This is a genomic window from Aquamicrobium sp. LC103, from assembly GCF_001014615.2.
Taxonomy (GTDB): Bacteria; Pseudomonadota; Alphaproteobacteria; order Rhizobiales; family Rhizobiaceae; genus LBCQ02.
On sequence record NZ_LBCQ02000003.1, the window covers coordinates 455793 to 469944 of the forward strand.

At 64.2% G+C, this 14152-nt stretch carries 14 protein-coding genes; 4 read left to right on the top strand and 10 right to left on the bottom strand.

Annotated features, from left to right (window positions below; translation table 11 throughout):
• Window positions 1-15 precede the first annotated feature (15 nt).
• The 3 genes from XW59_RS08505 to XW59_RS08515 all read right to left on the bottom strand — a co-directional run bounded on the left by XW59_RS08505 (window position 16) and on the right by XW59_RS08515 (window position 2485).
• Complete coding sequence (locus XW59_RS08505; protein WP_137327000.1) at window positions 16-1020, bottom strand: serine hydrolase; 1005 nt, start codon at window positions 1018-1020, stop codon at window positions 16-18.
• A 110-nt stretch (window positions 1021-1130) separates the two neighbouring features.
• A complete protein-coding gene (locus tag XW59_RS08510) occupies window positions 1131-1538 on the bottom strand; it encodes a lysozyme inhibitor LprI family protein (protein WP_047143970.1) in 408 nt (135 codons plus the stop codon).
• 128 nt (window positions 1539-1666) lie between these two features.
• Complete coding sequence (locus tag XW59_RS08515; protein ID WP_047143969.1) at window positions 1667-2485, bottom strand: lytic transglycosylase domain-containing protein; 819 nt, start codon at window positions 2483-2485, stop codon at window positions 1667-1669.
• 206 nt (window positions 2486-2691) lie between these two features.
• Between XW59_RS08515 and XW59_RS08520 the strand changes: the two genes are divergently transcribed.
• Both XW59_RS08520 and XW59_RS08525 read left to right on the top strand, forming a co-directional pair.
• Window positions 2692-3255 (top strand): methylated-DNA--[protein]-cysteine S-methyltransferase, encoded by a 564-nt coding sequence (locus XW59_RS08520; RefSeq protein WP_047143968.1) that lies wholly within the window; start codon window positions 2692-2694, stop codon window positions 3253-3255.
• 181 nt (window positions 3256-3436) lie between these two features.
• The gene (locus XW59_RS08525; RefSeq protein ID WP_047143967.1) at window positions 3437-3670 is read left to right on the top strand and encodes a hypothetical protein; all 234 of its coding nucleotides are present in this window, start codon (window positions 3437-3439) and stop codon (window positions 3668-3670) included.
• A gap of 371 nt (window positions 3671-4041) precedes the next feature.
• On the opposite strand, the gene ugpC is transcribed toward XW59_RS08525, so the two are convergent.
• From ugpC to XW59_RS08560, 7 genes are all read right to left on the bottom strand, one after another.
• On the bottom strand, window positions 4042-5130 hold the full coding sequence (ugpC, locus tag XW59_RS08530) for a sn-glycerol-3-phosphate ABC transporter ATP-binding protein UgpC (RefSeq protein WP_047143966.1): 1089 nt from the start codon (window positions 5128-5130) through the stop codon (window positions 4042-4044).
• A gap of 13 nt (window positions 5131-5143) precedes the next feature.
• Window positions 5144-5992, bottom strand: coding sequence for a sn-glycerol-3-phosphate ABC transporter permease UgpE (gene ugpE, locus XW59_RS08535; protein ID WP_137327003.1), 849 nt, complete (start codon window positions 5990-5992; stop codon window positions 5144-5146).
• 70 nt (window positions 5993-6062) lie between these two features.
• Window positions 6063-6947, bottom strand: a complete 885-nt coding sequence (ugpA, locus tag XW59_RS08540) for a sn-glycerol-3-phosphate ABC transporter permease UgpA (RefSeq protein ID WP_047143965.1) — start codon at window positions 6945-6947, stop codon at window positions 6063-6065.
• A 75-nt stretch (window positions 6948-7022) separates the two neighbouring features.
• Window positions 7023-8333 (bottom strand): sn-glycerol-3-phosphate ABC transporter substrate-binding protein UgpB, encoded by a 1311-nt coding sequence (gene ugpB / locus XW59_RS08545; protein WP_047143964.1) that lies wholly within the window; start codon window positions 8331-8333, stop codon window positions 7023-7025.
• A gap of 196 nt (window positions 8334-8529) precedes the next feature.
• Window positions 8530-9150: a glutathione S-transferase family protein gene (locus tag XW59_RS08550; protein WP_047143963.1), complete on the bottom strand. Its 621-nt coding sequence runs from the start codon at window positions 9148-9150 to the stop codon at window positions 8530-8532.
• Window positions 9151-9246: 96 nt separating this feature from the next.
• On the bottom strand, window positions 9247-10110 hold the full coding sequence (locus tag XW59_RS08555; protein ID WP_047143962.1) for an EAL domain-containing protein: 864 nt from the start codon (window positions 10108-10110) through the stop codon (window positions 9247-9249).
• A gap of 3 nt (window positions 10111-10113) precedes the next feature.
• Window positions 10114-11025 carry an EAL domain-containing protein gene (locus XW59_RS08560; protein WP_047143961.1) on the bottom strand — a complete coding sequence of 304 codons (912 nt, stop codon included), beginning with the start codon at window positions 11023-11025 and terminating at the stop codon, window positions 10114-10116.
• Window positions 11026-11221: 196 nt separating this feature from the next.
• On the opposite strand from XW59_RS08560, the gene XW59_RS08565 reads away from it, so the two are divergent.
• Both XW59_RS08565 and XW59_RS08570 read left to right on the top strand, forming a co-directional pair.
• Window positions 11222-12424, top strand: coding sequence for a pyridoxal phosphate-dependent aminotransferase (locus XW59_RS08565; RefSeq protein WP_047143960.1), 1203 nt, complete (start codon window positions 11222-11224; stop codon window positions 12422-12424).
• Between the two features lie 192 nt (window positions 12425-12616).
• Entirely contained in the window at window positions 12617-14146 is a 1530-nt protein-coding gene (locus XW59_RS08570; protein ID WP_047143959.1) for an EAL domain-containing protein, read from the top strand.
• Window positions 14147-14152: the final 6 nt, after the last annotated feature.

Consider the following 14152-nt stretch of genomic DNA (forward strand, 5'->3'; position numbering starts at 1 on the left):
CCGGTGCGCGATGCCTCACTCGGCGGCTTCGCTGGCGCGGATGATCCTCTCGGTGAGCCCGTGCAGGGCATCGCGATAGCCGGTGCGGGCGGAGGGCGCCTCCTCGGCCGAGGTCATGACGATGGTGAGCCCGAGATCGGGCACGATATAGAGCATCTGGCCGCCATAGCCCCAGCCGTAGCGCACCTCATGGCCCGCCATTTCGCGCAGGAACCAGCCATAGCCGTAGCCGTCCCCGTTGAACACCGAATTGGTGCGCCGCTGCCAGGACTGCTCGATCCAGTCCCGCGAAAGGACCCGCGTTTCGCCCGCCATGCCGCCGTTGCGGTAGAGCTCGCCGAAGGCAAGCAGCGAGCGTGGCGTCATCGCCATCTGGTTGCCGCCGAAATAGATGCCTTGCGGGTCGCGGTCCCAGCCGGCGATGGCGAACCCGTCGACCGGCCCGAGCCACTCGCGCGCCAATGCCAGCGTCGACTTGCCGCCGACCTTGGTGAGGATCGCCGAGAGCAGGTGCGTCGAGCCGGTGGAATAGAGCATGCCGCCGCCGGGCTCGCCGTCGAAAGGCTGCGCGAGCGCCGCGCGCACCCAGTTGCGGCTGGCCACCCAGCGACCGTAATTCGGCCCCGAGGTGCGCCCCAGCCCCGCCTGCATGGAAAGCAGATTGCCGATCGTGATGTCGTTGATGCGCGGGTCGGGATCGGCGGGCAGGTCGTCGGCGAGAAGCGGGGCGATCTTCTGGTCGGGACCTTCGAGCAGGCCCTTGTCCACGGCGATGCCGACCAGCGCCGAGATCACCGATTTCGAGGCGGATTTGATGTTGGTCGGGCGCTCGGTCGAATGGCCGCGAAAGCCGCGCTCCAGAATGGTCTCGCCATCGAGCGCCACGATCAGCGTTTCGAGCTGTTCGAGCGCTTCCGCCTCCTCGGCGACGCCGCCCAGCGGAGTTTGCGCCCGTACGGGCAAGGCAGCGAGGAGAAGGGCAATGAACGGAAGGGATAGGAGGGAGCGTCTGGCGATCATGGCGACAAGATAGGCAGTGGAACGCGCGCGTCACCCTCGATCTTCGCCGCGCCGGTAAAATCTTCCTGAGCGACATTTTACCGGCGCGTTCGCGCGGTCTCCGACGACGCTCAGTCCGCCGCGGGCACCGGGCAACTCATGTCGCCTTCCTCGCAGCTCAAATAAGCCTTGAAATCCTCCACCCGCGCGGCTGTCAGCGTCGCAAGGCAGTTGGCGTGGATCATCGGATAGACGCTGCCACCGTCGACGCCCGACGATTGAAAGGTGCATTCGGCGTCGCGATAGGCGACCCAGGCCCGCTGCGACGCCACCAGCAGCTTCTTGGCGTCGGCGTCGTCGGCAAGCCGCTTCTCGATTTCCTTGTAGTCGGCGTTGAGCTGCGTGTCGGCGGTCTTGAATGCCTTGTTGGCGCATTCGTTGAGGGTCGCCTGATCCTCGGCATTGTCGCATGCGTCGGCGGCTTGGGCCCCGGTGGTGAAGGCAGCGGTCAGAAGAAGAGCGGCAAAAATCATCCTCATGGAAACTCTCCGTTTCTCAGCAATCCCGTCCGAAAACAGGTCGATCATGAAATGCCGCGGAAGCGTTGTCCACCTGCGTTTCAACCCAAGGTTAAGAAGGCTTGGAGAACCGGAAATAGGCGGGAACTTTAGCGCGATTCTTCCTGCGCGGCGGCAAATCCGACCGCCGCCTCGCCCGAGACGCCGGGCAGGGACGCGGCCGCGACCGGTGCGCCGAACCTTTCGGCCGCCGGCGTCGGAGCGGCCTGCGGCAGGGGTGCCGGTGCGGGCACCTGCGCGGCGAGCGAGCCGGCCGGCAGATGCGCCCGGCGCGGACCTCGGAGCCCGGTCTCCTCCAGCAGGCCCTTGCGCTTGGCGTCGTAATAATAGCCGCGTGCGTAAAGACGCACCGCCTGGTCGTGGTTGCCGCCAGCCGTGAGATAGGCGCCGCGCAGATATTTCACCGCGTAGGTCAGATTGGTCTCGGCATCGAGCAGGCCGTTTGCCGGTCCGTCGAAGCCCATCGACCTCGCCGTATCGTGGCGGATCTGCATCAACCCCCAATAGGGTCCGTTGCGCGCCGCCGGATTGAACGTGCTCTCCCGCTTCACCACGCGGCGCACCAGCGTCTCGGGGACCTGGTAGTGCGAGGCATAGCGGGCAATCAGCGCGTCGAGCTCGGGGCTGCGCGCGGCGACCTGGCGGTTGGCGATCAGGGCCTCGGAAAACGGCCTGTCGGGCGTCGCGCCGGCATAGGCGGCCGGCGTCACCGCGGCATCTTCCGCCGACGCCACGACCGTGCCAGCACTGGAGGGCGAAGGAACCACCGCGATCGTATCCGGCAGGGAAGGATCGTCGGCGTTCAGGGCGAGCGTCGGGTCGGTGGCGAGTTCGGCCGTGGTGCAGCCCGACAGGGCGATGCCGGAAAGGAGTGCGCAGATCGCAAGGGAAGATCGTAGTGCAGGCAAGGCCGCGCTCTCTCTTTCGTTGAATTTTCGTGGTCCCACCCGACATTTAAATAACCGAACCGGAAGAGTGAGGCAACGATCCTGTACGCCCCGCGGCAAGCGCGACGGTCGCGCCTGGTATCGCGGGCCTTGTCAGGACATTCGGTTCTCCGTCTGTTCCCACGCCGAAAATATGCTAGGTTCGGGGCGCAAGGACGGGATCTCCCATGGCTGAATGCGATCGGACCGGTCATCATATTCTCGAAACGCCGCTGGGCTTCATCGGCATCAGGTGGAGCGGGGACGGCCTGACGCGCCTCGCGCTTCCCGGAAGGAGCCGCGAGAGCGTCGCGCGCCGTGTCGCCGGCGACACGGAAGAGACCGCACTGGAAGACGCACCCGCCTTCGTCGCCGGGACGCTCGACCTCCTTGCCAGATATTGCCGGGGCGAGCAGGTGGATTTTTCGGCGGTGCCGGTCGACATTCCCGGCCTCGATCCCTTCCGCCGCGCGATCTACGCCGCCGCGCGCAGGCTCGCCTATGGCGAGGTGACGACCTATGGCGAGCTCGCCGACAGTGCCGGCTTTCCGAAAATGGCGCGCGAGACCGGCCAGGCGCTCGGGCAGAATCCGGTGCCGATCGTGGTCCCATGCCACCGCATCGTCGCGGCCGGCGGCAAGATCGGCGGCTTTTCCGCGCCGGGCGGCAGCGCGACCAAGGAACGCCTGCTCCTGATGGAGGGCGTGCATGTCGGCCCGCCGCCGTCGGCACAGGCCGCCTTCGACTTCTGAAGCCCGCGCGGGCGCCGATCGCCATCGACGGGTCCTTGCATCGGCCGAATCCATCGCCATAATGAAATTATTGATTCGCCAAGAGAATCCCCGGCGGATATTCAGTCCTGTTCCCCTGGTTACTTCGAATTTCGAGTACCGCGTGCGCGTCGCATTCAACGAGCGAACGAGAGGGATCGAAATGTTCCAGCACCCCGACGATTGCGCCAAACGCCGCCTCACCGAGCGGACGGAATTGAGGATCGCGGCGGAATTCCTGATGATCCGCGGCTTCAAGGACGAGGAGATCGCGGTCCAGTTGTCGCGCTACTACTATATCGACGTCGACGAGCTGAACGACGTTCTCGCCGCGATGCCGGCCGAGAAAAGCCGGCCTGGGGCACGGCAGACACCGCAGTGGCGGCAGGTGGCCTAGCCCGAGGCCGCGCTTCCACGTCGACAGGCGACCGCTCTTGCAACGGCGAACCGGCACTCCCATATGAGGCGTGTTGGTATTCGGCCGATGGGTCCGAGGCGATGGCTTCGGGTGTGACTGTCGGTCGTCTCATCCGGATGATCTTCCTGCGAACAGCCGAATTTCCGGCAGCGTCGCGAAGCACGATCCCAACAATCTCGGCAAGCCCGGCTGACCGCTCGCGCCTCGGTTTCGATCGAAAGCGCGGCAAGTCACGGATGTACTGGCGGCCGCGCCCGGCGCGCGGACGGCCGGCATTGCCGACAGGAGGCGGGGGCCAGTCCCCCGCCTTTTTCATTTTCAGGCAGCCGAACGACTGGAACCGGAAGACGTCAGACGCGCCGGCCGGTGCCCGCGTCGAAGATATGCGCCGAGCCGGCATTGATGGCGAGCGGCAGGAGATCGTCGACGTCGACGCCGACATTGCCCGGAAGCCGGGCGATCAGCTCGCCGGAGCGGGCATCTCCGCTTACCGAATGGCCGTGCGCCAGCGTGTCGGCGCCAAGCGTCTCCACCGCGGTGACCTTCAACTCGATGTCGGCATTCTTGCGATCTCCGACCAGCGTCAGGTGCTCGGGCCGCACGCCGAGGAGCACGCTGCGGCCGCTCTCCGGCAGGACTATGTCGCGCGGTTTCAGGAAGCCGCCCGAGGCGAGCTTCAGCCCCTTGCCGTTGTCGCCGCCTTCCGCAGCGAGGAGATTCATGGCCGGCGAGCCGATGAACCCCGCGACGAAGATCGTCGCCGGCCTGGCATAGATCGCCATCGGCGTGTCGATCTGCTCGGCCACGCCCTGGTTCATGACCACCAGCGTGTCGGCCAGCGTCATCGCCTCGACCTGGTCGTGCGTGACGTAGACGCTGGTGACGCCGAGCGAGCGCTGCAGGTTCTTGATCTCGACGCGCATCTGCCCGCGCAGCTTGGCGTCGAGATTGGAGAGCGGCTCGTCGAACAGGAACGCCTTGGGATTGCGCACGATGGCGCGGCCCATGGCGACGCGCTGGCGCTGGCCGCCGGAAAGCTCGCGCGGCTTGCGCTCCAGGAATTCGGTGAGGCCGAGCGTGGCGGCTGCACCGCGCACGCGCCTGTCGATCTCGTCCTTGGGCGTGCCGCGATTGCGCAGGCCGTAGGCCATGTTGTCGTAGACCTTCATATGCGGGTAGAGCGCATAGTTCTGGAACACCATGGCAATGTCGCGTTCGGCCGGCCCCAGCGTGTTGACCACCTTGCCGTCGATCGAGACGGTGCCGGAGGTTATCGCCTCCAGGCCCGCGATCATGCGCAGGAGCGTCGATTTTCCGCAGCCGGAAGGCCCGACCAGGACACACATCGCACCGTCGGGGATGGACAGGGAAATGCCCTTCACCGCCTCGACGGTACCCCCGTAGGTCTTCCTCACATCTTTCAGTTCGACGGTTGCCATTTCGGTCTTCTTCTCACTTTTCCGTTTCCACCAAGCCCTTGACGAACCAGCGCTGCATGAACAGCACCACCAGGATCGGCGGCACGATCGCGAGCATGGCGGTCACCATCACCAGATGCCATTCGGTGTCGGCGTCGGCGAAGGAGATCATCTTCCTCAGCGCGATCACGATCGTGTTCATGTCGTTGCGGTTGGTCACCAGCAGCGGCCAGAGATATTGGGTCCATCCATAGATGAAGAGGATGACGAAAAGCGCGGCGATGTTGGTCTTCGACAAGGGCAGCAGGATGTCCTTGAAGAACCGCCACGGCCCCGCCCCGTCGACGCGCGCGGCTTCGACCAGTTCGCCCGGGATCGTCAGGAAGAACTGCCGGAAGAGCAGCGTCGCGGTCGCCGACGCCATCAGCGGCAATGTCAGGCCCGTATAGGTGTCGATCAGGCCGAGATCGACCATCACCTTGTAGGTCGGCAGGATGCGCACCTCCACCGGCAGCATCAGCGTGATGAAGATCATCCAGAAGAAGAACATGCGCAGCGGGAAGCGGAAGAAGACGATGGCGAAGGCCGACAGGATCGAGATCACGATCTTGCCGATCGCGATCGCGAGCGCGACGGCGGTGGTGTTGAAGAGCAGCGTGCCGACATCAACCCCGCCGATGCGACCGATGCCGCCGAACAGCGCCGTCGAATAGTTTTCCCAGAACCGGTCGCCAGGCAGGAGCGGCAAAGGCGGACGCAGGATCGTCTGCAGCGAATGCGTCGAAGCCACGAAAGTGTAGTAGATCGGAAATGCGACGATCAGCACGCCGAGGATCAGGATGGCGTGAGCGACGTAGCGCGAGGTGCGGCTGATGCCCAGCATCGCGCCTTCCTCACGCCGCCCGAGAAAGGCGGCGGTGGAGGTTCTGCCGGACGGCCTTGCGGTCGCCTGCTCAGCCATAGTGCACCTTCTTTTCCACGTAGCGGAACTGGATGGCAGTAAGCGCGATGACGATGATCATCAGGATGACCGACTGCGCGGCCGAGTCGCCGAGGATCAGATTGACGAAGCCGTCATTGTACACCTTGTAGACGAGCGTTTCGGTCGCCTTCCCGGGCCCGCCTCCGGTCACGGCGTGGATGATGCCGAACGTGTCGAAGAAGGCGTAGGTGGTGTTGATGACGAGCAGGAAGAAGGTCGTCGGCGCGAGCAGCGGAAAGACGATCGTCCAGAAACGCTTGTTCTCCCCTGCCCCGTCGATCGCGGCGGCCTCGATCAGCGTCTTCGGAATGGCCTGGAGGCCGGCGACGAAGAACAGGAAATTGTAGCTGATCTGCTTCCAGGCGGCCGCCGCGATGACCAGCGTCATCGCCTGCGGACCATTGAGCAGCGGGTCCCAGCCGAAACCGGCGGAGCGCAGCATATAGGCGAACGTGCCCATCGCAGGATTGAACATGAACAGCCAGAGCATGCCGGCGATCGCCGGAGCGACGGCATAGGGCCAGATCAGCAATGTTCGGTAGATGCCGCGCCCGCGGATGATCTTGTCGGCCATGACGGCGAGCAGCAGCGCCAGCGCCATGGCGAGAAAGGCCGTCGCGATCGAGAAGATGACCGTGACCTGGACAGCATTGATGTAGTTGGGGTCGTTGAGCACGCGGCGGAAATTGGCGAGCCCGACGAAGGTGCTTTGCAGGCCGAACGGGTCCTCGCGCAGCAGCGACTGGCGCAGCGCCTGACTGGCGGGCCAATAGAAGAAGACGATGGTGATCGCCAGTTGCGGCGCCAGCAGCAGGTAGGGCAACAGCTTGTTGGGGAAGGTTACGCGCGGGGACAAAAATCACTTCCTCGACGTGGAAAACGGCCGCCCGCATGAGAAATCATGCGGGCGGCGGTTGTGCCTGGATTTGCGTTAGTTGCCGATCGCCTGCTGGATCGCCGCATTGCCGCGCGAGACGGCGTTGTCGAGCGCCTGCTGGGCGGTCTGCTGGCCGGCGAGCATCTTCTCGAACTCCTCGTTCTGGATGTCGCGCACCTGCGGCAGATTGACGAGACGAACCCCGCGCGAATTCTCGGTCGGTTCCTTGCCCATCATCTGCTGGATCGGAATCTCGCGGCCGGGATTCTTCTCGTAGAAACCGGATTCCTTCGTCGCCTCATAAGCCTCCAGCGTCACCGGCAGATAGCCGGAAACCTGGTGAAGGCGTGCCTGGATATCGGTCTGCGAGAGGAAGTTGAAGAAGGCCGCGACCGCCTGGTACTCCTCGTCCGACTTGCCGCCGAACACCCAGAGGCTCGCCCCGCCGGGCGTCGTGTTCTGGGGCGCTCCCTCGGCGGAAGGCTCGTACGGCAACTGGCCGAGGCCGTAGTTCAGGCCCGACTTGATGACGTCGCCGAGACCGCCGGAAGATTCGGTGAAGATGCCGCATTCGCCCGACAGGAAGAGCTGCTTGGCCTCGGAGGTGCGGCCGCCGTAGCGGAAGGTGTCGTCCTTGGCGAGATCGGCGATCTGCTGGAAGTGCTCGGCATAGATCGGTGCGTTGATCTTCAGCTCGACGTCGGTCGAGGCGAGGCCGTTCTCGTTGGTGCCGTAGGAGACGTTGTTCCAGGCGGCGAAGTTCTCGAGATGGATCCAGGTGAGCCAGGTCGAGGTGTAGCCGCACTGCGCGGCGCCGCTGGACTTGATCTTCTTGGCCGCTTCGAACACTTCCGGCCAGGTTTTCGGCGGATTGTCGACGTCGAGGCCGGCTTTCTCGAAGATGTCCTTGTTGTAGTAGAGGATCGGCGAGGAGGAATTGTACGGGAAGGAAAGCATCGTGCCGTCGGGCTTGGAATAATAGGCCACGATGCCCGGCAGGTACTGGCTCTTGTCGAATTGCTTGCCGCCCATGGAAAGGATTTCCGCGACCGGCTTCACGGCGCCCTCGGCGGCCATCATGACGCCGGTGCCGACGTCGAACACCTGGATGATGTGCGGCGCCTGGTTGGCGCGGAAGGCGGCGATGCCGGCGTTCAGCGTTTCCGGATAGGTGCCCTTGAACACCGGGACGACCTTGTAGTCGCTCTGGCTTTCGTTGAATTCCTTCGAAAGGGTCTCCACGACCTCGTTGTTCGCACCGGTCATCGCGTGCCACCAGTTGATCTCGGTGACAGCCAGGGCGGAGGAGGTGGAAAGAATGCTGAAGGTGGCGGCAATGCCCGCCGCAAGGCCGTAGGTTTTCATGGTTTCACTCCCGATATCGTTGGCGAAAGGATCAGTTCCGCAGACGGGAGTATCGGCGCTCCATGACAGGATCACAACAGTTTTGTTTCAGGTTCGTGAACTTTCGTAACGCAAATTCCACAAGAAACCGCTACCAAAGCGAAAATCATACGAAAATCGTAGGCGGAAAAACGCACCCTCAGCTTTCGAATGAAGGTCAGGCCGACAGCGGCAGCCAGTGCAGCGGCACATGGCCCTCGTCGCCACGCACGCGCTCGAGCCAGGCCGCGACGGCGGGGAAGCGCGACATGTCGTAGCCGGCAAAACCGGCGTCCTGCGTGTAGGCGAAGAGCGCGATGTCGGCAATGCTCATCCTGTCGCCGGCTATGAACGGCGTCCTGGAAAGCTGGTTCTCCATGACCTGCAACGCGTTGCTTCCCGCCTCGAGCAGGAATTCCATGCGCTGCGGCGTCGCCTGCGCGGCGCGTTCGGGATATTTGATGAGCGCGCGGCGCACCGCGATATAGGGCTCGTGGCTGTATTGTTCGAAGAACAGCCATTGATGGACGAGCGCTCTGTCGTAGGCGTCCCCGGGAAGCAAGCGGGTGCCTTCGGCGAGATAGAGCAGGATGGCGTTCGATTCCGCGAGGAGGCGGCCGTCCTCCAGTTCCAGCAGCGGCACCTTTCCGTTCGGATTCTTGGCGAGATACTCCGCCGTCCGCGTCTCGCCGGAGACGGAATTGACCTCGACGTGGCGAAACGGCCTGCCGAGCTTCGCCATGAGCAGGCGTGGCTTGTAGCAGTTGCCGCTGTCGTGCATGCCATAGATGGTGAGCATCGTTCCTCCGGGCTGAATGGAAGCTTTCGGCGCGGATTATCGCGCCGGCGGGCGGCGAAGACCAGTTCGTAGTTTTCGAGCTTCCATCAGCGCCGCTTATGGCTCGGCGCGCGACCTGCCGAACAGGGGCACGATGTTCGCGTCTTGCCGCAGGATGCGCGCGGCATCGAGGGGCGTCTCGTCAAAAACCGTGCCTACCAGCGCGGCGCGCCTCAGCGCCGGCCCCTTCACCAGGTCCGCGCCGACCTCCAGCGCGATCTCGAATTGGCGCACCGTCGCGATATCGTCGATCAGGACTTCCGCGCCCTCGGCCTTGAGGCCGGAGACGAGGACGGAAAGCAGGCGCACGGCCTGCTCGTTCTCCGCGATCCGGCGGAACCACGCGCTGCCGAGCGCCACGATGTCGGGCGAGACCTGCCTGACGGCGTCGAAATTGGAGGGGCCGGAACCGAATTCGCGGACGGCAATGCCCATTCCGATCCCGCGAAGGCCGTCGGCCAGCCGGCGCGGCGCATCGCGATCGGCCATGCCGCCCTCGGCGATCTCGCAAACCATCAGTTCCGGCGCGATCTCGATATCGGCGAGATCGCCGGCGATGCGGTCGAGCCCGCCGAGCACCTCGTCGACCCGCTCGGACGTGGCCGGCCCGAAACCGAAAAACAGCCTGAGGCCGTCGACGCCGATGTTGCGGTGGTTGCGGAAGCAAAGCGCGCGACAAAGCAGGTCGATGTCCCGGCGTCTCTCCGCGGATACCTTGCGGAACAGCGCCTCCATCGATGAGGGCCGGCCCTGCAGGAACGGCTTCGCCTGCCCCTTGACCCCGAACGGCACGAAGCCCTGCCCCTGCCGCCGGAAGATGGGTTCATAGGCCGTCTTCAGCCTGAACTCACCCAGGAGCCCGGTTTCGATGCCGACCTCGTCGGCGGCGATGAGGTCGTCGATCTCGGTGAAATGATACATGCGCTAAGATAATGCCCTGCGTCCGAAAGGTCGGGAATGGTCCACCCGGCGTCGTCTGGCGGGCGAGAGATCGTTTTCGCGCGAGCATATGTGCTCGCGATCCACCATCTCGCCCGCCGGAATCCTCGCCTGGAATTCCGTGAAATTGGCCGGAACGATGCGCGGACGCGCCAGCGCGTAGCCCTGGACGAGATCCGCGCCGGCCTGTTCGGCAAGCTCGAGCTGCCGGCCTTGCTCGATGCCTTCGAATACGGTCTCGATCCCGCGGTCGGCGATTTGCGAAACCATGACCTTGAGGAGCGCGACGCCCGGCCGCGTCTCCATCAGCCGGCTGATCCAATGGGCGTCGAACTTGACGATGTCCGGCTTGAGGGTCGTCACGCGCTCCATGTCGGAGCTTTCGGCGCCGAAATCGTCGACCGCGATGCGAAAGCCCCTGTCGCGCAGCACGGAAACGAAGGTGCTCAATTGCAGCTCCGAGCGGGAGCGCTGCTCCGTCACCTCGCAAACGACGCGGTCCGGGTCGATGCCGGTTTCGTGGAGCACGAGCCGCATGTCGCGTATCGCCGCCTCGGTAAGCCGGCGCTCCGAATAGACCGAGGGATCGAAATTGACGAAGATCTTCGACCGGTCGTCGAGAAAGCGTGCGGCGTTGAGAAGATGCAGCGTGCGCGTCAGCGTCTCGACATGCAGCCGGTCGGCGGCCGGAACGTCGCGGAAGAATGCCGGCGGCGCGACGCTTTCCTTCTCGCGAAACGACCTCGTCAGCCCCTCGAAGGCGGCTATCGAAAGCCTGCCGTCGCGAAACGCGAAGATCGGCTGGAAGGCGCTTTTGAGCGTAAACAGCCCCCACACCCCGGTCGAGGTGCCGTCGTCATGACGGATGATATGCGCCAGCCCGATACTGCGCGACACGCGGGTTGCTCCATGCCGGTGGCCCGATATTCAGCACCGATCATCCCACGCAAGACTTGATCCTTTGTTAAACTGCAAAAACTTCCCGATTTTAGGCCGCGTTGGGGGTGCTTATCCCTTGCGATTCCGCCCGCGATGGGACAATACACCTCCGGCCCGCGCGGGCGGGTCTGAATCCCAATGGAGAGATCAAGTCATGGCCTTCCTTGCCGATGCCCTTTCACGCGTCAAGCCTTCCGCGACGATTGCCGTCACGCAGAAAGCGCGCGACCTGAAAGCCAAGGGTCGTGACGTGATCGGCCTGGGCGCCGGCGAACCCGATTTCGATACCCCGGACAACATCAAGAACGCGGCGATCGACGCGATCCGCCGCGGCGAGACCAAGTATCCGCCGGTTTCGGGCATAGCGCCGCTGCGCGAAGCGATCGCCGCCAAGTTCCAGCGCGAGAACAATCTCGACTACAAGCCCGAGCAGACGATCGTCGGCACCGGCGGCAAGCAGATCCTGTTCAACGCCTTCATGGCGACGCTGAACCCGGGCGACGAGGTGATCATCCCCCGCCCCTACTGGGTCAGCTATCCGGAGATGGTGGCGATCTGCGGCGGCACCTCGGTCTTTGCCGACACCTCGATCGAGAACGGCTTCAAGCTGACGCCGGAGGTGCTTGAGAAGGCGATCACGCCGAAGACCAAGTGGCTGCTGATGAACTCGCCGTCGAACCCGTCGGGCGCGGCCTACACGCAAGCCGAGCTGCGCGCGCTTGCCGACGTGCTGCTCAGGCACCCGCATGTCTGGACGCTGACCGACGACATGTACGAGCACCTCACCTACGGCGATTTCGTCTTCAAGACGATCGCCGAGGTCGAACCGGCGCTCTACGAGCGCACCCTGACCATGAACGGCGTGTCGAAAGCCTATGCCATGACCGGCTGGCGCATCGGCTATGCCGCCGGGCCGGTAAGCCTGATCAAGGCGATGGACATGATCCAGGGCCAGCAGACCTCGGGCGCCTGCACGATCGCGCAATGGGCCTCGGTCGAGGCGTTGAACGGTCCGCAGGACTTCATCGTGAGGAACAAGGCGATCTTCCAGGGCCGCCGCGATCTCGTGGTCTCGATGCTCAACCAGGCGCGCGGCATCTCCTGCCCGACGCCGGAAGGCGCGTTCTACGTCTATCCATCCTGCCAGGCGCTGATCGGCAAGAAGGCTCCGTCGGGCAAGGTCATCGAGACGGACGAGGATTTCGTCTCCGAACTGCTCGAAACCGAGGGTGTCGCGGTGGTCCACGGCTCGGCCTTCGGCCTCGGCCCGAACTTCCGCATCTCCTACGCCACCTCGGACGAGCTGCTCGAGGAAGCCTGCACGCGCATCCAGCGCTTCACCGGCTCGCTGAGCTGAGACGGTCGACCGCGAAACGATCGAAGAACCCGGCTCAACGGCCGGGTTTTTCGTTTAGGTGAGACCAGCCCGCGCATTTGCGGAACCCGGTGGATTCTTTTGCCGCGGCGCCGAAAATTTATCATTCGGATTCAAACAGTTTTAAAGCCTGTTGCTTAGCTCTAACGCCGGGTTGGGGCGGGGGCTGAAACCATGAGCAATTACAGGTCGATCAAGGACCACAGCGAGCGCGGCTACCACACGGTCCAGTTGCTGCTGACGGTCGGCGCCGGAATGATAGTGTGGTCGCTTTTCACGATCATCGACGACCGTAGGGTTTTTGCCGCCCTGCTCGTCTGTCTGGCGATCATGTTCGTGGGCTTCGCGCTGCTTGCCTATCTGAGGCGATCCATCGCCTACCGGCTCAACCAGGCCTCTCTTGCCGAGCAGGAACGGCACATGCTGCTGCGCGACGACGCCCTGACCGGCGCAATGACGCGCCGCTTCTTCCTCGAGGAACTGCAGAGGACCCTCGGCACGCCCTTCAAGCCCCGCGATGCAACGCTGGTGCTGATCGATCTCGACCATTTCAAGCAATTGAACGACAGCTTCGGGCATCCGTTCGGCGACCGGGCGCTGGTTCATGTCGTATCGTCCATCAAGCAGCTCTTTCCGGATTGCACGACGGGGCGGCTCGGCGGCGACGAGTTCGCGGTGATCGTGCGCGACGCCGACATCGACCGGACGCGCGCCCGTGTCAGAGCGCTTCTCGACACGCTTCGCATGGGAAGGCTGCACGAGGGCCACACCGTCTCGCTGAGTGTTTCGGCCGGCGCCGCGCTGGCGCCGCGCCACGCCGGCCAGGCCGAGGAACTGATGCTTCTCGCCGATCTCGCCCTTTACGAAAGCAAGTCGGCAGGCCGCGGCCGCCTGACGGTGTTCGATCCTGAGATGCTTTCCGACAAGCGGCACTCCCGCTTTATAGAGCGCGAGCTTCGAGCCGCGATCTACCTGAACCAACTCGAGCTACACTACCAGCCGATCACGAACGATCGCGGCTCGGTTCTCGCGCTCGAGGGTCTGGTGAGATGGAGGCATCCGGTGCGCGGCATGATCCCGCCCGGCGACTTCATTCCCGTGGCCGAACGCTCCAACCTGATCGGCACGCTCGGCGAATGGGTGTTCCGCCAGGCATGCCTCGACATCGTCCACTTTCCCGGCTGCCGGCTCACCATCAACGTTTCGGGAGAGCAGTTGAAGCATGACAGCTTCCTCCTGATGCTCGGCCGGGTACTGAAGGAAACGGGCAGGCGCGCCGACCTTTTCGTCCTCGAAATAACCGAGACGGTGGCGACCGGCGCGAAGCCCGAGATCCTTCGCAGGCTCGAGGCCGCGAGATCGATGGGCTTCAAGATCGCGCTCGACGATTTCGGCACCGGCTATTGCGGGTTCAACTATCTCAAGACCTTGCCGATCGACAGCATCAAGATCGACCGCAGCTACATTCAGGGCCTTGGGCACGACCCGGTGGCGCAGGTCTTCGTCTCGGCGCTGGTGCAGATCGCCCGCATCCAGAATCTCGCGGTCGTCGCCGAGGGGGTGGAGACCGAGGCGGAACTGATCCTCGCCAGGGCCGCCGGCTGCGACCGCTTCCAGGGCTATCACATCAGCCGGCCGGCCCGTAAGGAGGAACTGTCCTGGGTGAACGAGAGCAGCCCCATGGAACACGCCCTTTCAGCGTGAGGCCGC